Origin of the sequence: Streptomyces liliiviolaceus, assembly GCF_018070025.1 — a bacterium.
GTDB lineage: Bacteria > Actinomycetota > Actinomycetes > Streptomycetales > Streptomycetaceae > Streptomyces > Streptomyces liliiviolaceus.
In genome coordinates this window covers 5,698,873-5,717,610 of the sequence record NZ_JAGPYQ010000001.1, presented here as the reverse complement: position 1 = coordinate 5,717,610, position 18,738 = coordinate 5,698,873, and the positions used below count along the sequence as shown (strand labels likewise).

18 protein-coding genes are annotated in these 18,738 nt (G+C 70.7%); 7 read left to right on the top strand and 11 right to left on the bottom strand.

All coding sequences use genetic code 11. From position 1 onward, the window contains the following. Positions 1-110 precede the first annotated feature (110 nt). Positions 111-560 (top strand): DUF6069 family protein, encoded by a 450-nt coding sequence (locus J8N05_RS24890; RefSeq protein WP_210886164.1) that lies wholly within the window; start codon positions 111-113, stop codon positions 558-560. Between the two features lie 92 nt (positions 561-652). Here the strand turns inward: J8N05_RS24890 and J8N05_RS24885 are convergent, their stop codons facing one another. The 6 genes from J8N05_RS24885 to J8N05_RS24860 form a co-directional block, all read right to left on the bottom strand. Beyond that, positions 653-1,645 (bottom strand): fumarylacetoacetate hydrolase family protein, encoded by a 993-nt coding sequence (locus tag J8N05_RS24885; RefSeq protein WP_210886162.1) that lies wholly within the window; start codon positions 1,643-1,645, stop codon positions 653-655. A 27-nt stretch (positions 1,646-1,672) separates the two neighbouring features. Further along, positions 1,673-2,611: a VOC family protein gene (locus J8N05_RS24880; RefSeq protein ID WP_210886159.1), complete on the bottom strand. Its 939-nt coding sequence runs from the start codon at positions 2,609-2,611 to the stop codon at positions 1,673-1,675. A 4-nt stretch (positions 2,612-2,615) separates the two neighbouring features. Beyond that, positions 2,616-3,632: an amidohydrolase family protein gene (locus J8N05_RS24875; RefSeq protein ID WP_210886156.1), complete on the bottom strand. Its 1,017-nt coding sequence runs from the start codon at positions 3,630-3,632 to the stop codon at positions 2,616-2,618. Further along, positions 3,629-4,789, bottom strand: coding sequence for an FAD-dependent oxidoreductase (locus tag J8N05_RS24870; RefSeq protein ID WP_210886152.1), 1,161 nt, complete (start codon positions 4,787-4,789; stop codon positions 3,629-3,631). The genes J8N05_RS24875 and J8N05_RS24870 overlap by 4 nt, the downstream gene beginning before the upstream one ends. Before the next feature lie 69 nt (positions 4,790-4,858). After that, complete coding sequence (locus J8N05_RS24865; protein ID WP_210886150.1) at positions 4,859-5,875, bottom strand: cyclase family protein; 1,017 nt, start codon at positions 5,873-5,875, stop codon at positions 4,859-4,861. After that, positions 5,872-6,873: a fumarylacetoacetate hydrolase family protein gene (locus J8N05_RS24860; protein ID WP_210886148.1), complete on the bottom strand. Its 1,002-nt coding sequence runs from the start codon at positions 6,871-6,873 to the stop codon at positions 5,872-5,874. The genes J8N05_RS24865 and J8N05_RS24860 overlap by 4 nt, the downstream gene beginning before the upstream one ends. Positions 6,874-7,037: 164 nt before the next feature. On the opposite strand from J8N05_RS24860, the gene J8N05_RS24855 reads away from it, so the two are divergent. Beyond that, positions 7,038-7,946, top strand: a complete 909-nt coding sequence (locus J8N05_RS24855; RefSeq protein WP_210886146.1) for a LysR family transcriptional regulator — start codon at positions 7,038-7,040, stop codon at positions 7,944-7,946. Between the two features lie 149 nt (positions 7,947-8,095). Here the strand turns inward: J8N05_RS24855 and J8N05_RS24850 are convergent, their stop codons facing one another. Continuing rightward, a complete protein-coding gene (locus tag J8N05_RS24850; RefSeq protein WP_210886144.1) occupies positions 8,096-8,806 on the bottom strand; it encodes a FadR/GntR family transcriptional regulator in 711 nt (236 codons plus the stop codon). A gap of 248 nt (positions 8,807-9,054) precedes the next feature. Here J8N05_RS24850 and J8N05_RS24845 point away from each other — a divergent pair, with 248 nt between their 5' ends. From J8N05_RS24845 to J8N05_RS24825, 5 genes are all read left to right on the top strand, one after another. After that, positions 9,055-10,296 (top strand): aminotransferase class V-fold PLP-dependent enzyme, encoded by a 1,242-nt coding sequence (locus J8N05_RS24845; protein WP_210886141.1) that lies wholly within the window; start codon positions 9,055-9,057, stop codon positions 10,294-10,296. A 125-nt stretch (positions 10,297-10,421) separates the two neighbouring features. Continuing rightward, complete coding sequence (locus J8N05_RS24840; RefSeq protein WP_210886139.1) at positions 10,422-11,717, top strand: ABC transporter substrate-binding protein; 1,296 nt, start codon at positions 10,422-10,424, stop codon at positions 11,715-11,717. 11 nt (positions 11,718-11,728) lie between these two features. Continuing rightward, positions 11,729-12,733 (top strand): carbohydrate ABC transporter permease, encoded by a 1,005-nt coding sequence (locus tag J8N05_RS24835; RefSeq protein ID WP_210886137.1) that lies wholly within the window; start codon positions 11,729-11,731, stop codon positions 12,731-12,733. Continuing rightward, a complete protein-coding gene (locus J8N05_RS24830; protein WP_210886135.1) occupies positions 12,730-13,566 on the top strand; it encodes a carbohydrate ABC transporter permease in 837 nt (278 codons plus the stop codon). Before J8N05_RS24835 ends, J8N05_RS24830 begins: the two co-directional genes overlap by 4 nt. 177 nt (positions 13,567-13,743) lie before the next feature. Continuing rightward, positions 13,744-14,196 (top strand): MerR family transcriptional regulator, encoded by a 453-nt coding sequence (locus tag J8N05_RS24825; protein ID WP_210886133.1) that lies wholly within the window; start codon positions 13,744-13,746, stop codon positions 14,194-14,196. 13 nt (positions 14,197-14,209) lie between these two features. Here J8N05_RS24825 and J8N05_RS24820 read toward each other — a convergent pair whose 3' ends face one another. The 4 genes from J8N05_RS24820 to metE all read right to left on the bottom strand — a co-directional run bounded on the left by J8N05_RS24820 (position 14,210) and on the right by metE (position 18,638). After that, on the bottom strand, positions 14,210-14,644 hold the full coding sequence (locus J8N05_RS24820) for a cupin domain-containing protein (protein WP_210890360.1): 435 nt from the start codon (positions 14,642-14,644) through the stop codon (positions 14,210-14,212). A 147-nt stretch (positions 14,645-14,791) separates the two neighbouring features. Next, positions 14,792-15,058 carry a hypothetical protein gene (locus J8N05_RS24815; RefSeq protein ID WP_210886131.1) on the bottom strand — a complete coding sequence of 89 codons (267 nt, stop codon included), beginning with the start codon at positions 15,056-15,058 and terminating at the stop codon, positions 14,792-14,794. Between the two features lie 56 nt (positions 15,059-15,114). Beyond that, on the bottom strand, positions 15,115-16,110 hold the full coding sequence (locus tag J8N05_RS24810; protein ID WP_210886130.1) for an AraC-like ligand-binding domain-containing protein: 996 nt from the start codon (positions 16,108-16,110) through the stop codon (positions 15,115-15,117). A gap of 209 nt (positions 16,111-16,319) precedes the next feature. Beyond that, entirely contained in the window at positions 16,320-18,638 is a 2,319-nt protein-coding gene (metE, locus tag J8N05_RS24805; protein WP_210886128.1) for a 5-methyltetrahydropteroyltriglutamate--homocysteine S-methyltransferase, read from the bottom strand. Between the last annotated feature and the right edge of the window lie 100 nt (positions 18,639-18,738).

Genomic DNA, 18,738 nt, shown 5'->3' with positions numbered 1-18,738 from the left:
CCCGGCCCGACCTGAAAAAAGTGCCCGGTGACCGCTCAGTTCCTGGCCTGGCCCCGGTCTTACGTCATGTAAGGCCAACCACCCAGGAATTGCCGACAGGAGACCCTGCCATGAGCATCACCGCGTCCCGGAACCAGTCCGTCGCACAGTCCCTCGGCACGCGTCCCGTGTGGCAGGTCGGCGCCCTCGCGGTGTTCGCCGGCGCCGTCGTGACCGAGGCCTTCGCCCTCGTCGCCCGAGGCGTCGGCGTACCGATGGAGGCGGCCGGTCCCGGGGCGACGGAGGCCGCCGAGATCCCGGTCGGCGGCTTCGCCGGGGGAGTGCTGTTCTGGTCGGTCGTCGGGGTCGTCCTGGCCATGGCTCTCGCCCGCTGGGCGGAGCGGCCCGCCCGCACCTTCGTGGTGATCACCGTCGCGCTGACCGTGCTGTCCCTGGCGGGTCCGGCCGTCGCCCCGCACACCGCCACGTCCACGCAGATCGTCCTGGCCGTGTCCCATGTGGTGGCCGCGGCCGTCGTCATTCCGCCGCTGGCGGGGCGGCTGGCCCGTGGGCGGGCCTGACCGGCGCTGACGCGGGACGCTTCTGAGGGGCGCGGGGAACTGCGCGACCGGCCACGGTGGATTCGCGGTCGGCCGGACAGCCCCCGCGCCCCTCAGACGCGCCGCCGCCGGGCCGGTGGCAGGGGAACGGGCTCCACCCCCGGGACGACGGTGCTGGTGAGCGTGCCGACGCCTTCGACGGTGAGGGTGACCGTGTCTCCGGGCTTCAGTGGCGGTGGGTCCATCTCGCCGCGCAGGCCCCACAGTTCGGCCAGGCAGCCGCCGTTGCCGCAGGTGCCGGAGCCGAGGACGTCACCCGGCACGACCCGGGTGCCGCGGGAGGCGTACGCGGTCATCTCCTCGAAGGTCCAGCTCATATGGGACAGCAGGTCCCTGCCGACCGTCCGGCCGTTGACCTCGGCCGTCAACGCCAGCCGCAGGAACCCGTCGGCGTCCCGGTGCGGCTCCAACTCGTCGGCGGTGACGAGGTACGGGCCCAGCGTGGTCGCGGTGTCCTTGCCCTTGCACGGACCCAGTCCGACCCTCATCTCCGCGGACTGCAGGTCACGGGCAGACCAGTCGTTGAGGACGGTGTAGCCGACGATGTGGTCGCGGGCCCGCTCGGGTGTGAGGTCCCGGCCCTCCCGCCCGATGACGGCGGCCACTTCGAGTTCGAAGTCCAGGGCGGCCGACCCGGGCGGTACGGGTACGTCCTGCCCGGGGCCGTAGATCGCGTGCGGGTTGGAGAAGTAGAAGGTCGGCGCCGCGTACCACTGCTCGGGCACGCCGGAGGCACCGTCCACGGCACGGCGTACGCCCTCGACGTGTTCCTCGAACGTGACGAAGTCCCGTACCGACGCGGGCTGCAGAGGCGGCAGCAGCCGTACCTCGGAGACGTGCGGTCCGGGCGGCCCGCCGAGAGCCGAGGCCCCCGCCTCCAGCAGTCCGGGCAGACCGTCCGTCGCGCCGAGCAGGTCGGTCAGGGACCGGACGGCGGGCAGGGGATACAGGGTGTCGTCCCCAGGGGTGTCGTCCCCTGGGGTGTCGTCCGCCGCCACCACGGCGACCTGGGTCCGGTGGCGGTGGACGTACGTGGCGAAGCGCATACGGGGTCTCCTGGCGGGCCGGGCGGATCAGACCGGTGGGGCGATGAACACACCGCGGTCGGGGTCGTTGAAGGACTCCTTGGCGACGAACTCGTTCATCGGGTTGGCGGTGCCCCACTGGTCGGTGACCTCGGGCTGCGAGAAGTCGTAGACGTGCGGATGCCAGGTGTCCTCGTCCAGCTCCTCCAACTCCGTCGTGTACTCGACGGTGTTGCCGTGCGGATCGAGGAAGTACGTGAACGTGTTGTCGCCCGCCAGGTGCCGTCCCGGCCCCCAGATCTTCCTGAAGCCGGCGCGCATGACACGGCCCGAGCCGCGCATGTACTCGTCGAGGCCGCGCATCTCGAAGGAGACGTGGTGCAGGGCGGTGTGGGGGCCCTTGGCCAGCGCCATCGAATGGTGCCGGCTGCTGATCCGCATGAAATGCATGACCTCGCCCATGTGCGGCGAGGAGAGCGTGTCGGACAGGGCGAAGCCGAGGTGGCGCTCGTACCACTGCCGGGTGCGGTCGAGGTCGGGGGAGTTGAGGACGACGTGCGACAGCTTGACCGGGATGGCCTCCTTCTCCTCGATCCTGCGGTGTTCGCGTACCGCCACGTCCGCGGAGACCTCGACGGTGCGGCCGTCGACGTCGAAGAAGCGGAAGCCGTAGCCGCCGCCGGGGGTGTCGACCTTGCCCGGCCTGGATATCAACCGGACGTCACCCGCCAGGAGTTGCTCGGCGAGGGTGTCGACGTCCGCCGGGCTCGCGGCTCCGTAGGAGACGAGGTCGAGGCGCTTCTCCTCGGCCCTGCGCAGCCGCACGACGTACTGCTCCGGGGAGCCCTCGGCGGCCAGGAAGGAGATGCCGGAGTCCTCGGCGACCTTGGTCAGGCCCCAGACGCCGGCGTAGAAGTCGAGCTGCTTGTCGTAGTCGGGCACGGCGAGGTCGACGTGCCGCAGATGGGTGAGCAGACGTGCGCTCATGGTGTCAGTCCTTCCTCAGGAGGGCGGCCGCGTTGCCGCCGCGTACGGCGTCGAAGTCGGCATCGGGGAGCCGGGCCGCGCGCAGGGCGCCGACCGGGTCCTCGGTGCCCATGTCGAAGGGGAAGTCGGAGCCGAGCAGCACTCGGTCGGCGCCGGCGGCCCGCACCAACTCCCGCAGGGCGTAAGGGTCGTGGACGAGCGAGTCGAAGTACAGGCGCCGCAGATAGCTGCTGGGCGGATGGGCACATGCGGCATTGGCGTCGGAACGGGTCGACCACGCGTGGTCGGAGCGGCCGACATGGGTGGGCAGATAGCCGCCGCCGTGGGCCGCCAGCACCTTGAGACCGGGATGGCGGTCCAGCACGCCGGAGAAGATCAGGTGCGAGAGGGCGACGGCGTTCTCGGTGGGCTGGCCGACGGTGTTGGACAGGTACCACCGGTCCAGGCGCTCGTCGAGCGTGCACCCGAACGGATGCAGGAAGACGACCGCGCCGCTCTCCTCGGCCCGGGACCAGAAGGGTTCGTAGGCCGGGTCGGACAGCTCCCGGCCGGGCGCGTGGCTGGAGATCTCCACCCCGGCCAGGCCCTGCGCGAGGGCGTGGTCGAGGGCTTCGACCGTCCGGTCCGGGTGCTGGAGGGGAGCGAGCCCGAGGCCGCGCAGCCGGTCCGGAGCGGCCGAACAGTGCGCGGCCGTCGCCTCGTTGGCCGTCCGGTACACCTTCTCGGCCGTCTCCTCGTCCGCCCAGTAGTGGTAGTGCGACGGGGAAGGACTGACCAGCTGGACGTCCACGCCCTGGGTGTCCATGGCGGCCAGCCGTACGGCCGCGTCGGTCAGCCGGGGCAGACGGTCGCGCACCATGGGCCCGCTCACCGCGAGGGCGGCCGGACCGTTGCGGCGGGCGTCCAGCCCTCGCGCCTCGGCGAGCCCCCGGGCCCCCTCCACCAACGCCTCGATCTCGGGGATCAGCACGTGGGCGTGGACGTCGACGGTGGGAACGGCCGCTTGCTCGTGTGCGGTCACGGCAGCTCCCGGAGCATGGTCATCGTGCGGGCCATCAGACCGGGCACATCGGCGTCGCGGACCCCGTCCAGCTGCCACTGCCCGAGCTGTACGGAGGCCTCCACGACCGGACGCACCCGGGCGATCCGCCGCTCGTAGTACGCCTGGAACAGCGCGTCGTCCCACGGGTCGGCCCCGGTGAGCAACTGGGCGAGCACCCACGCGTCCTCCAGGGACAGCGCGGCGCCCTGCGCGAGCGTGGGCGGACAGCAGTGGGCCGCGTCGCCGATCAGCACGACCCGGCCGCGATGCCAGGAACCCTCGACCAACAGCCGCTCGAACCAGGTGTAGTTGACCTGTGCCGGGTCGGTGATGTGCTCGGTGATCTCCGGCCAGAAGCCGCCGTACGAGCGGGCCAGACGCCGCATCTCGTCGGCGTGCGACCCGGCCGGTATCGAGGCGCGGTCGCGGTTGGCCTCGACGACATAGGCGTACAGGGTGCTGTCGCCGGTGGGGCAGTAACCGGCGATGTAGGCGGGACCGCCGTAGGCGAGGTCGGTGCGGGTCAGTCCGGCCGGGCGCGGGGCGGCGATCCGCCAGATGGCCATGCCGGTCGGCTCGGGTCTGTCGGCGATGCCGATCGCGGCGCGGGTCGCGGAGCCGAGGCCGTCGGCGGCGATCACCAGGTCGTACCGCCTCTCGGTGTCCTCCCGCGCCCCGGAGCCGCCGTCCGGGCCCGCGCCGATGAGGACGGAGACACCGTCCGCGTCCTGGTCAAGGATCTCGGCGGTGGCGCCCAGGCGGACCGAGGCACCGCTGGCGCGCACGGCCCCGATCAGGATCCGCTGGAGGCGGGGGCGCTGCATACCGACGGTGGCGGGCAGTCCGTCGCCGCCGGTCCGCAGGTCCTCCTGCACATGCAGCACGGTGCCGTCGGGGGCGGTGATGCCGACCGAACCGAAGCCGAAACCGGACGCCTCCACCTCGTCCCAGACGCCCAACTCGCGCAGCACGCGCAGGGCGTTGCCCTGGAGGGTGATGCCGGAGCCGGCGGTGGCGTTCCAGTCGCTCCTGGCCTCGACCAGGTCCACCGCGAGGCCGGCGCGGCGCAGCAGGACCGTCACGGCGCTGCCGGCCGCGCCACCGCCGATCACCAGGACCGTACGGGGTGTGCTCATGGGGAACTCCCTTGTTCCTGTCGCTGCATGACGTGCTACTTGACGGGCTGCTTCGTGCTACGTGACGGGCTACTTGACGGCGATCGGGTTCACGGGGGAGCCGACCGCGCCGGTGATGGGCAGGGGAGCGGCGGTGAGCCAGAACTCGTACACGCCGTCGGCCGCGCAGTCCCGCGCGAGCGCGTCCAGGTCCCACATCTCGCCGATCAGCAGGCCGATGTGCGGGATGGCCACCTGGTGCAGCGGCTGGAAGGCGTGCTCGAACTCGTTGGGCCGTACCTCGAAGCCCCAGGTGTCGGTGGCGATCGCCGCGATCTCACTGCCGTGCAGCCAGGCTGCCGTGGTGAAGGACAGGCCGGGCGCGGGGCCGCCGGCGTAGTCGCCCCAGCCGTCGCGGCGGGCCCGGGCGAGCTGCCCGGTGCGTACGAGCACGATGTCGCCGCGGCCGATCGCGACCCCCTGGGCCTCGGCGGTCGCGACCAGGTTGGCCTCGGTGACGGCGAACCCGTCGGGCAGCTCGCCGGCCGCCGCGAACGCACCGTCCACGGCGCCGACGCCCTCCGTGCCGCTGACGCCGTCCGTGCCGATCGCGCGGCCGACGTCCAGGAGTACGCCCCGTCCGGCGACGTGCGCCGCCATGTGTTCGATGCCGGTCACCAGATCGCCGTCGGAGGTGACGACCCGCTCGGCCGGACGCCCGTTCCACGCCTTGCCGTGGTCGAAGATGTGCCCGAGGCCGTCCCACTGGGTGGAGCACTGCAGCGGCATGGCGATCACGTCGTCGGCGCCGCCGATGCCGTGCGGGAAGCCCTGGTTGCCGAGCGCGGCGTCGGTGCCGGTGTCCAGCATGGTGTGCACCGGGTTGGTACGCCGCCGCCAGCCCTTCTGCGGGCCGTCCATGTCGAACCGCTGGGAGAGCGAGAAGCTGACACCCCTGCGCACCAGCGCGGCACCCTCGCGGCGCTTGGCCGCATCGAGATGGTTCAGTGTGCCGAGCACGTCGTCCGCGCCCCAACGGCCCCAGTTGGAGTACGCCTCGGCCGCCCGCGCGATGGCACCCTCGGGGTCGGTGGGGTCCGGGTTCACCGGGCCGTCTCCGCCACACAGCGGGTGCGCTGGGCACCGAGACCGGTGATGGAACCGTCCATGACGTCACCGTCCCGCAGCAGCCGACCGTGGTGCATGCCGTTGCCCGCCGGGGAACCGGTCAGCACCAGGTCGCCGGGCAGGAGCCGGGCGGTCCGGGAGGCGTAGGACACCATTCGGGCGACGTCGAAGAGCATGTCCTCGGTGGACTCGTCCTGCATGATCTCGCCGTTCAGCTTCAGCACCAGGCGCAGGTCGCCGGGGTCCGCGACGGACCCGGCGGGCACGAGCCAGGGGCCGAGCGGGGTGAAGCCGGGGGCGTTCTTGCTGCGCAGCCAGTCGGTGCCGATCTGCGGCATGTCCCGGCGGAAGACGGTGGCCCGGTCGGTGAGGTCGTTGGCGATCGTGTACCCGGCGACATGGTCCAGCGCCTCCTCCACGGACACCTGATGGGCGGGCCGCCCGATCACCGCCACCAACTCCAGCTCCCAGTCGGGCTGTTCGGCCCAGGAGGGCAGCACGACGTCGTCGTACGGGCCCGTGATCGCGCTCGGCAGCCCGATGAAGACGTACGGCAGGTCCTCGGCCGCCCGGCGGTCCATGATCCCGGCGGCCTCGGCGCGACGCTCCTCCTCGGGCCGGTCGTCGGCCGGGTCGCGGTGCGCGACATGCAGGTCGATGACGTGCTGCCGGTAGTTGGCACCGGACTGGAACACCTGACGCGGCTCCACGGGGGCGTGCACCCGGAAGTCCGCCAGCGGCCCGCTCGGCGGACCACCCTCGTCGGCCAGCGCCGACAGCCGTTCCATCGCCGTGTCCCAGTCCTCCAGAAGAGCGCGGACGGTCAGACGCTCGTCGCCGAAGGCGGTTCTCAGGTCGAGCACCCGGGCGTCCGCCGTGACGAGGGCGGGGAAGGGCGGCCCGCCGGGGACCGAGAGAGTGGCGAGGGCGAAACGTCCGGCGAAGGGTGCGGACGCGGCTTCGGGTTTCACGGACATGTCCTCCTGATCGCGGTGCGACCAATCTGGACCCGTCACCCGTGATCAGGGAAATAGATTGTGTGGATGACAAGCATCCACGGTGTTTATTCCTGCCTGGTCAACGCCGTACCGTCGGCTGTGCCGCCGAAGGAACCGTCAAGGAAGACGCCGAAGGAAACCCTGTGAATCTGGCCCGCCTCGACCTCAACCTCGTCGTCGCCCTGCGCGCCCTGCTGGAGGAGCGCAACGTCACCCGGGCCGGGGAGCGCATCGGGCTCAGCCAGCCGGCCATGAGCGCCGCCCTCGCCCGGCTGCGCCGCCACTTCGACGACGACCTGCTCGCACGGGTGGGCGCCCACTACGAGCTCACCGCTCTCGGCCAGGTGCTCCTGGACCGCACCTCCACCGCCTACGACCTGCTGGAACGCCTCTTCGCCAGCCAGGCCCACTTCGACCCGGCGAAGGAGAGCCGGGAGTTCAGGCTGCTGGCGTCCGACTACGCCGTCGCCGTCTTCGGCACCGAACTGGCCCGTGTCGTGCACGAGGAGGCCCCTGGCATCCGGCTGCGCTTCAGCCAGACACCGCCCACCGTGGTCGACGACACCGCCACCCTGCTGAGCGCCTCCGACGGCCTGCTCATGCCGCACGGAGTCGTCAGCGACTTCCCGGCCACCGACCTGTACGAGGACCGCTGGGTCTTCGTCGTGTCCGCGGACCATCCCGGTGTCGGGGACCGGCTCACCCGCGCGGACCTGGCCCGGCTGCCCTGGGTCACCTATCAGCGCACCTACGACTCCCCGGCCGTGCGCCAGCTCGGCATGCTCGGCATCGAGCCGCGCGTCGAGGTCTCCGTCGACAGCTTCCAACTGCTGCCGCTGCTGGTCGCGGGCACCCGACGCATCGCACTGGTCCAGGCGCGCCTGGCCCGCCTCCTCGCCCCCCTCGCCGCCGTCCGCGTGGTGCCACCCCCGTACGAGCCGGTCCCCCTCCGCGAGGCCCTCTGGTGGCACCCGGTACACACCCACGACGCGGCCCACATCTGGCTACGCGAGACAGCGGCACGGGTGGGCAGGGGGTTGGAGGAAAGCTGAGGGTCCGAGCAGGGACGCGCCCCGTAAGGGGCGCGGGGAACGGCGCGAGCAACCACGACGCACCCGCACCCGACAATCGGCCCCGTCAGGGGCGCGGGGAACGGCGCGAGCAACCGAGACGCACCCGCGGACAACGACCCACCCGTCCGTCAACCCGGCACCCCGTCGTCGTCCACCTCCTCCACGGGCGGCATAAAAGCCCGCAACCACCGCTCCGTCTGCGCGACATGCGCCTCCGCCGCCCCCGCGGCCGCACCGGGGTCCCGGTCGGCGATCGCGGTGGCCAGCACCCGATGATCCGCGTCGCTCTTGCGCCGCAGCTCCGGCCCCTCGGGCAGCGTGAAGATCTGGTACTTGCGCGATCGGGCGCGAAAGACCGCGAGCAGCGACGCCAGCGTCGGATTCTCGGCGGCCCGCGCGATCTCCGCGTGGAAGCGGTGGTCGAGGTCCGAGGCCTCGCTGGGGTCCTCGGTCGCCTCCATGGCCTCGATGAGGGAGAACAGCGACTTCACCGTCTCGGGGGTCCGCCGCGCCGCGGCCTTGGCCGCGACATGCGCCTCCAGCACCCGCCGGATCTCGTACACCTCCAACAGGCCGGTCAGCGGCAGGAGTTCGAGGGTCAGCGAGAGGCTGCCGATGATGTCCTCCGGCCTGAGCTGGGACACATAGGTGCCCGAGCCGTGCCGCGGTTCGACCACGCCCAGCGCCGAGAGCATCCGGACGGCCTCGCGCAACGGGCCCCTGGAGACTCCGAGTTCCTCGCCCAGCTCGGCCTCGGGCGGAATGCGCTCGCCCGGCCCGAGCCGCCCTGTCGCGATCATGTGGCGCAGGCCGTGGAACGCCCTGTCGACTGCGGACATCCGATTCCTCCCGTGGCGGGCCGGCGGCAGCACCGTAACCCTCGGGCACTCTAGCGACTCCGAGTCGTCAGATGTCTCCGATGTATCGGTCGAAAGTCATCTGATGACTATCGCTGCACACCTCTTGCGTGGCGCAAAAATGCCGTGCAGGATGCCGAGTCATCATACGTGTCCCACCCGATGTCAGATGTCTGCGCACTGCGGACGTGATGTCGGCGGGCACTCGGGTTCGGTAGATGTGGAGTGATGTGAGCGAGACCGAGGTCACCACCGCCCCGCGTCCCTTGCTGCTGGCGGACGGCCGTCCCGCGGCGCGGGCGTGGTCGCTGGACCCCGTCATGAAGCACCTCAACCATGGCTCGTTCGGAGCGGTCCCCCTGGTGGCCCAGGAGCGGCAGAACGAGTTCCGGGCCGAGATGGACAGTTCGCCGGTGGTGTGGTTCCCGGCCCTGCCGCAGCGGATCGCCGCCGCCCGGATCGATCTCGCGGCCTTCCTGCGGGTCGCCCCCGACGACGTGGCCCTGGTGCCGAACGCGAGCGCCGGCATCAGCGTCGTGTTCGCCTCGCTCCAGCGGCGCCGGGGCGGCGGGATCGTCGTCACCGACCACGGCTACGGCGCGGTGACCATGGGCGCCGAGCGCCTCGCCAGGCGCTGGGGCGGCGAGGTGCGTACCGCCAGGGTGCCGCTGGAGGCGAGCGAGGAGGAGGCGTACGAGGCCGTCATGGCCGCGGTCGACGACGACACGGATCTGATCGTCCTCGACCAGATCACCTCCGCCACCGCCCGCCGGCTGCCGGTGGAGCTGGTCGGCGCGGAGGCCCGTCGGCGCGGCATCCCGCTCCTGGTGGACGCCGCCCATGCCCCCGGTCTGATCGAGGCCCCGCTGGCGGGCCTGACCTGCGACTTCTGGGTCGGCAACCTGCACAAGTGGGGCTGCACGCCCCGCGGCACCGCCACGCTGGTCGCCCGCGGCGAGCTGCGCGAGGAGCTGTACCCCCTGATCGACTCGTGGGGCGCCGCCGATCCGTACCCCGACCGCTTCGACCAGCAGGGCACGATCGACGCGACCGGCTATCTCGCGGCCCCGTCGGCCCTGGACTTCGTCGAGAGCACCTGGGGCTGGGACACCGCCCGCCGGTACATGGACGACCTTGCCGGCTACGGCGAGCGCGTCATCGGCGCCGCCTTCGGCGAACTGACCGGCGCCACCGGCACGGTCGACGTGGGCATGCCGGTCCCGGGCATGCGACTGGTACGCCTGCCGGACGGTTTGGCCGGCACCCGGATCGAGGCCGACGCGCTGCGCGACCGGGCCGCCCGTGAACTCGGCGTGGAGGCGGCCTTCACCAGCTTCGACGGCATCGGCTACATGCGGCTGTCCGCGCACGTCTACAACACCGCCGCCGACTACGAGTACTTCGCCGAGGACTGCGTCCCCCTCCTCGGCCGCTGGGCCCGCGCGGCCCGCGAACAACCGGGCGCGGCATAGACACACCCCCGCGCACCACACCCCCGCGCACCACGCATCCCGCACCCGGCATCAGCACCCCGCACTTTCCCCGGCGCTCCGTAACGCCTGTCCCCGGCACAGCAGCACAGAAAGAGGTCGGCACGATGAGAAGAAGGACGGCAGCTCTCGCCCTCGGCACCGCCGCCACGATGGTCCTGACCGGCTGTAGCAGCATGAGCGGCTCCACGGCCGACGGCACGGTCACCCTCAACATGGTGGAGAGCCTGACGAACCCCGCCCGCACGGACCTGATCAAGGGCCTGATAGCGGACTTCCAGAAGCAGAACCCCAAGATCAAGGTCAATCTGATCTCGCCGCCCACCGAGCAGGCCGACCAGAAGATCCAGCAGATGCTCCAGTCCGGCAGCGGCGTCGACACCCTCGAAGTGCGCGACACGACCGTCGGACCCTGGTCGAACAACGGCTGGATCTACGACATGAAGAAGGACCTCACCGGCTGGAAGGGCTGGGAGGCGATGACGGAGAACGCCGTCAAGGCCTCCCAGGACGCCGAGGGCAAGACATACTTCGTCCCGTACGGCTTCTACGGTCTGAGCGTCTTCTACCGCACCGACCTGATCAAGGAGGCCGGCTTCAGCAAGCCGCCGGCCACCTGGGACGACCTGCTGGAACAGGCCTCGGCCATCCACGACCCGGGCAAGCGCAAGTACGGGTACGCCTTCCGCGGCGGAGCCAACGCCCAGGGCAACGCCACCGCCATCATCGAGGCGTACGTCGCCGACGAGATCGACGCGGCCGACGGCTTCAAGCTGAAGAGCGGCAAGACGATCTTCTCCGCGCCCGAGGCGCTCGACGCGATGCAGACCTACCTCAAGCTCTTCAAGGAAGCGTCCCCGAAGTCGTCCGTCTCCTGGGGCTACCCCGAGATGGTCGAGGGCTTCTCGAACGGCTCCACGGCCTTCCTGCTGCAGGACCCCGAGGTCATCGCCACCGTCTCGGAGTCCAAGTCCATCAAGAAGGACCAGTGGAGCACCGCCCCGCTGGTGGCGGGCCCCAGCGGCAAGACCGTACAGCCGCTGGCCACCGCCGGATGGGGCGTCGCCAAGGGCAGCAAGCACAAGAAGGAAGCGGTCAAGCTGGTCGAGTTCCTCTCCGAGGGGGAGGCGTCGACGGACTTCACCAAGACGAACAGCCTGGTGCCGATCCTCAAGTCGGCCGCCGAGGACCCGTTCTACAAGACCGGCCCCTGGTCCAGCTACGTCACCATGACGGAGAACCCGGACACCTACCTCAACGTCAGCCAGCCGCGCGGTGTCGCCTGGTGGGCCGAATGGCAGCAGAAGGCCGACGCCGACATCCAGAAGATGGTCCTCGGTAAGACGACGCCCAAGGAACTGCTGGCCGGCTGGGACACGTACTGGACCGAGAAGCGGCAGTAGGAGAACCAGCCATGCCCACCGCGTCCACGACGACGTCCACGACACAGACGGCGAAGACAGCTTCGGCGGGGGCCTCCGGCAACGGGGGCTCCCGGCCCGTCCGCAAGACTCGACCAGGCCGCCGCAAGCCCGAGTTCACCGCTCGGCGCGGTTTCCTCATCTCCCTCTTCATGGCCCCGGCCGCGATCTTCGTGGCGGTCTTCACGTACTACCCGATGATCGCCGGCAGCCAGATGGCCTTCCGCCACTGGAACCTGACGGACCTGACCGACACCTCCTGGGTCGGCCTGCAGAACTTCCGCGACGTCTTCGCCGACCCCGCCTGGGGCACCGTACTGAGCAACACCGCCATCTGGGTGTTCGGCTCGATCGTGCCCCAGCTGGTCATCGGCTTCGCCCTCGCGCTGTGGCTGCGCCGCAGGTTCCGCTTCCGCGGGCTCTACCAGGCCCTCATCTTCTTCCCCTGGGCGATCTCCGGCTTCCTCATCGGCATCCTGTTCCGCTGGATGTTCAACAGCGAGTTCGGCGTCGTCAACGACCTGCTCCAGAAGGTCGGCCTGATCGACGAACCGGTCGCCTGGCTGGCCGACCCGAAGACCGCGATGTTCGCCGTCGTGGTCGCCAACATCTGGTACGGGGTCACCTTCTTCACGATCATGATCCTCGCCGCGCTCCAGTCCATCCCCGAGGAGCTGTACGAGGCCTCGGCCCTGGACGGCGCCGGCAAGGTGCGCACGCTCTTCCAGATCACCATTCCGTACATCCGGGTCACCCTCGCGCTGACCGTGCTGCTGCGCGTCATCTGGATCTTCAACTTCCCCGACCTGATCTTCGGGATGACCGGCGGCGGACCGAACAACGAGACGCACATCGTGACCACGTGGATGATCAAGATCACCCAGCAGGGCGACTACGGCAGGGCCTCCGCGCTCGGTCTCATCGTCGTCGCCACGCTGCTGGTGTTCGCGGTCTTCTTCCTGCTGGCCACGCGTGAGAAGCGAGAGGTGAAGCCGTGATCGGCAAGGAGTCCACGGCGGGCCGGGCCACCAAGTTCACCTTCCTGGGGCTGTGGCTGGTCTTCATCGTCTTCCCCCTCTACTGGATCACCATCACGTCGCTCAAGGCGCCCGGGGACATCTTCGCCTTCCCGATCGCCTACTGGCCCGAGCACTTCTCGCTGGAGAACTACAGCGGACTGTTCGGCAAGGCCGACTTCGGCGTCTACCTCACCAACAGCCTCATCGTGGCCACCGTCGCCGCGGCGATCGCCACGGTCATCTCGATGCTGTCGGCGTACGTACTGGCCCGTTTCGAGTTCCGTACGAAGTCGGCGCTGCTGATGGCCGCCCTGGTGACCCAGATGATCCCCACGTTCATCGCGCTGGGGCCGCTGTACCTGCTGATGACCGACCTCAAGATGGTCGACAACCGGCTCGGGCTCATCCTCGTCTACATCGCCGTCTGCATCCCGTTCTGCACGGTGATGCTCCGCGGCTTCTTCGAGAACATCCCGGACGCGTTGGAGGAGGCCGCGATGATCGACGGCCTGTCACGGTTCGGGGCGCTGTTCCGGGTGCTGCTGCCGGTGATGCGGCCCGGGATCATCGCGGCGTTCATCTTCAACTTCGTCAACTGCTGGAACGAGCTGTTCCTGTCGGTGACGCTGATGAACAGCGACAGCAACAAGACCGTGCCGACGGCCCTGAACGGCTTCATCTCCAGCTTCAACATCGACTGGGGCTCGATGTCCGCGGCGGCGGTGCTGACCATCCTGCCCACGATGGTGCTGTTCGCCTTCGCCAGTCGGCACATCGTCCAGGGGCTCACGGCGGGGGCGGTGAAGGGCTGAGGACTGAGCGGCCGAGGGGCGCCACGGGAAGTTTTCTTCCGTCCCACGGAGTGGGAGCGACATGGAACCGACCTGATGATCACATACTTTACCTCGACGTCACGGTAGCGATCGACGTCTACCGCCCCATGGCACGGGCGACGGACACAGACGAGACAGACGAGGTAGGGCGCCCGGATGAGCAGCGAGCACATGCAGATCGGCGAGGTCGGCGCGCGTACGGAGCTGGCACTGCGCACGATCCGTCACTACGAGGCGACCGGCCTGGTCGCCCCCTCCGCCTGCTCCCAGGGCGGCTTCCGCCTCTACACCAGGGAGGATGTCGCACGGCTGAAGGCGATCCGCCGTATGCAGCCGCTCGACTTCACCCTGGAGCAGATGCGCGACCTGCTGGCCGTCACCGACCGCCTCGACTCCGACGAGGAGATGACGGCGTACGAGCGGCAGTCCCTGCTGCGGCGCGTCCGCGAGTACGAGGAGTACGCCGTCCGGCAGGTGGAGAAGCTGCGCGCGCAGCTGGCGGAGGCGGAGGAGTTCGCCCAGACGCTCCGCAAGCGTCTGAGCCGGGACCGCGACCGGGACCGTGACCGCGGGCGGGACCGGAACCGCGAACGGGCCACCACCGCCTGAGCCGGCCGCACCGCTACTCGAAGGCGCACCCGGGATTCGGGGCGTCCTCGGAGAAGGGGGCGCCGTGCGGCAGTACGTACAGCACGGTCAGGACGACCGGAGTGTCCCCCAGGTTGCGGCCTATGTGGACGTTGCCGGGCCCGGCCGGCTCCTGGACGCTGCTGCCCTGCGGATACACGCCGTCCGAGGCGCACGTGGAGTCGAAGTGGCTGAGCGTGCCCTGCTTCACGTAAGCGTAGAGCGGGCCGTCGTGGTAGTGCCAGCCGGTGGCCTGGCCGGGCGGCACGGTGATCTCCCGGACGACGTAGTCGGTGCCGCCGACCGTCTTCTGGGCTATGAGCGTGCCGGTCACCCCGGGGCCGGGCGGGGTCGCGTGGGCCGTTCCCCCGGCCAGGACGGTGACGGCGGCGACCGCGCCGACCACCGCGGTGCGGAACGAGGTACGCATGGGCAGGGCCTCCAGGTTCATGGGATGTCGTGACGACGTGCCGCAGTGAACATAGAGGCGAATGCCGCCTGTTCGTGCGAGAAACAGCGAACTCGCTCCACAAGCAAGGCAGTTGGCGGCGGCCGGCGGGTGCGGTCGGCCGTGCGGTCAGTCCAGGATGCGCAGCCGCCAGTAGCCCACGTCGTCGCAGGCCCAGGCCTTGGCCTGGCCCAGAGCGACATAGAGCTTCCCCCAGGCCTGGCATTCCGAGAGCCTCTCGAAGGCGCCGACCGTGTGCCAGACCGCGGCCGTCGCGACCCCTGCGGTCGGCGTGACCCGCTCGGTGGCCCCGGACGTCGCGGCGGTGGCGATGCCCGCCCCGGCCAGACTGATCCCGGTTGCCACGGCAACGGTGACAATGAGTTTCCTGAGCATGTGAACCTCCAGTAGTGACCCTCACCCAAGGGTGGGCGCCACGACCGGACCTGTCGTTACGCGTGAGCGCACAGGTCTTTCGTCTCCGCGCACTGTCGGCGGAACTCGCGCGGGGACAGGCCGTAGGAGCCGCGGAACACCTGGCTGAAGTGCGCGGGACTGGAGAACCCCCACCTGGCGGCGATCGCACCGATCGGCCGGGTGGCCAGCCGGGCATCGGCGAGGTCGCGACGGCACTGCTCCAGGCGGCGCTCACGGACCCAGCCGGCGACGGTGTGCCCCTCCTCGTGGAACAGCTTGTGCAGATAGCGCAGCGAGATGTTGTGCGCCGCGGCGATCACGTCCGGAGCCAGGCACGCATCGCCCAGGTTCTCCCTGATGAAGGCATGGATCCGGGCCATGAGCGCGCGCCGCACGGTGTGGGCCGGCACCGCGCTCCGGGCGTCCAGCGCGTTGGCCAGCGCGGCCGTCAGCACATCGAGGGTGAGGGTGGACAGCCTGGCGGTGTCCGCGGGGCTGAGTTCCCTCATGTGCCGCGCCAGTTGCATCAGGAAGTGCGAGGACAGCGCCCCGACACCCGTCCCGCCCGGGATGCGCACCGCGCTCAGCCGCCGCAGATCCCGGTGGGGCAGCGGAAGCAGGGAGCGGGGGAAGCGCAGGAGCAGCAGCTGCTGGCTCCCCTGCGCCTCCGGCGTGAACCCGGCGAGGTAGGGGCGGGAGGGGTCGAACAGCATCAGGTCCCCGACCCCGAAGTCCGTGCACCGGCCGTCCTGGGTGATCCTGCCGCCGCCGCGTACGATGCAGCCCAGCTTGAACACCTCGGGATCCGCCTGGCGGATGAGCTTGGGCGTGCGCTGCACCGAATGCGCCAGCGTGGTCATCAACGTGGCCTGCACCGGACCGAGTTGGCTGATGCCGACCTGCGCCCGGAACGCGCCCGCCACCCGCCGGTCGCAGTGTGCCTCGTAGGGCACCCAGAGCCTGGAACTCACCTCGCGCCAGAAGCCGAACCTCTCCTCCTGCGGTACCTCCGCGGTACTGACCACGTCCATGACTCACCCCCGTGAGGTCCGCGCCCCGTCACCAGCGCGGACTGCTGTCCGGTGACCGTGTCGTCCCGCCCTGGCCGGGCGGGCACCGGCACGTTCAGGTGTAGCAGCTCCCGGATCGTTCGAGTCAGGCATTTTGGCCACAGCCGAATAGCCCTGGTACGGGCCGGGAGCCAGGGGCCTGCGCCCGTGCTCCCGGCCCGCCGCGTGGATCAGGACTCGGACAGCTCCGTGCGGATCGTGCGGGCCGCGGCGACCAGGTTCTCCAGGGACGAGCGGGTCTCGGGCCAGGCCCGGGTCTTCAGGCCGCAGTCGGGGTTGACCCAGAGGCGCTCGGCGGGGATGGCCTCAAGTCCCTTGCGCAGCAGGGCCGCGGCCTCGTCCCGGCTGGGCACCCGGGGCGAGTGGATGTCGTACACACCGGGTCCGGCTTCGCGCGGATAGCCGTGTCCGGCCAGTTCCCGGGCCACCTGCATGTGGGAGCGGGCCGCCTCCAGGCTGATGACATCGGCGTCCAGGTCGTCGATGGCCTGCACGATGTCACCGAACTCGGCGTAGCACATGTGCGTGTGGATCTGGGTGTCCGGGCGTACGCCGCCGGTGCTGAGGCGGAACGCCTCGGTGGCCCACGCCAGATACGCCGGGCGGTCGGCGGCGCGCAGCGGCAGCGTCTCGCGCAGGGCGGGTTCGTCGACCTGGATGACCGAAGTCCCGGCCGCCTCAAGGTCGTTCACCTCGTCGCGCAGGGCGAGGGCGACCTGGCGGGCGGTGTCGCCGAGGGGCTGGTCGTCGCGGACGAAGGACCAGGCGAGCATGGTGACGGGCCCGGTCAGCATGCCCTTGACCGGCTTGGCGGTGAGCGACTGGGCGTACGTCGTCCAGCGCACCGTCATGGGTTCGGGGCGGGAGATGTCCCCGGCCAGGATCGGCGGGCGGACGTACCGTGTGCCGTAGGACTGGACCCAGCCGTGCTGGGTGGCGAGGTATCCGGTGAGCTGTTCGGCGAAGTACTGCACCATGTCGTTGCGTTCGGGCTCGCCGTGCACGAGCACGTCGAGGCCGGTCTTCTCCTGGAACGAGATCACCTCGCCGATCTCGGCCCTGATGCGCTCCTCGTACCCGGCCGTGTCGATCCGTCCGGCGCGCAGGTCGGCCCGCGCGGCGCGCAGTTCCGTGGTCTGGGGGAACGAGCCGATGGTGGTGGTCGGCAGCAGCGGCAGGCCGAGGTGGGCGCGCTGGGCCGCGGTCCGCTCGGCGTACGGCCGGGAGCGGCGGGCGTCGGCGTCCGTGACGGCGGCGGCCCGGGCCCGTACGGCGGGGTCGCGGGTGATCGCGGATCCGGCGCGGGAGGCCAGGTCGGCCCGGTTGGCGGCGAGTTCGGCGGCGATCGCGCCGGTGCCGCCCGCGAGCCCCTTGGCGAGGGTGACGATCTCACCGGTCTTCTGCCGGGCGAAGGCGAGCCAGCGGCGGATCTGCGGTTCGATGTCGCGTTCCGCGGTGGCGTCGAGGGGGACGTGGAGGAGGGAGCAGGAGGCGGCCACATCGACCCGGTCGGCGAGCCCCAGCAGGGTCCCGAGCGTGGCGAGGGACGTCTCCAGGTCGTTGACCCAGATGTTGCGGCCGTTGACCACTCCGGCGATCAGACGCTTGCCGGGCAGCCCGCCCACGGCGGCGAGCGCGTCCAGGTTGGCGGCCGCCGCCTCGGTGAAGTCCAGCGCCAGACCCTCCACCGGGGCCTTGGCCAGCACCGGCAGGGCGTCGCCGAGCCGGTCGAAGTACGACGCGACCAGCAGCTTCGGGCGGTCGGTCAGGGCGCCCAGGTCACGGTAGGCGCGGGTCGCCGTGTTCAGCTCGGCGGGTGTGCGGTCCTGTACAAGGGCGGGCTCGTCGAGCTGGACCCACTCGGCCCCCGCGGCGCGGAGATCGGCGACGATCTCGGCGTACACGGGCAGCAGCCGGTCGATGAGGGTGAGCGGGTCGAAGTCGGCGGCGACACCCGGCGCGGGCTTGGCGAGCAGGAGGTAGGTGACGGGTCCGACGAGGACGGGACGGGCGGTGAGCCCGAGCGCGAGGGCTTCCCTCAGCTCCGCGACCTGCTTGCCGGAGTCGGCCGTGAAGACGGTGTCCGGGCCCAACTCGGGCACCAGATAGTGGTAGTTCGTGTCGAACCACTTGGTCATCTCCAGCGGCGCCACGTCCTGGGTGCCGCGCGCCATGGCGAAGTAGCCGTCGAGCGCGTCGGCCTCGACGGCGGCGCGGTGGCGTGCGGGGATCGCGCCGACCATGACACCGGCGTCCAGGACGTGGTCGTAGTACGAGAAGTCACCGGTGGGCACCTCGTGGACGCCGGCCTCCGCCAGCTGCCGCCAGTTGGCCCGGCGCAACTCGGCGGCGGTGGCCCGGAGGGTGTCGGCGTCGACCCGGCCCTTCCAGTAGCCCTCGACGGCCTTCTTCAGTTCCCGGTTCTGTCCCTGGCGGGGGTAGCCGTACACGGTGGCCCGTGCCGCCGCGGCTGCGGACTGCGCTGTCACGGAAATCTCCTTCGCGAGATATCTCCCTGGGATCCCGGGACGGGACGCGAGCGCGAAGGGGTGACGGACCGGACGGACTCCGACTTGCGCGCAGAGCGCG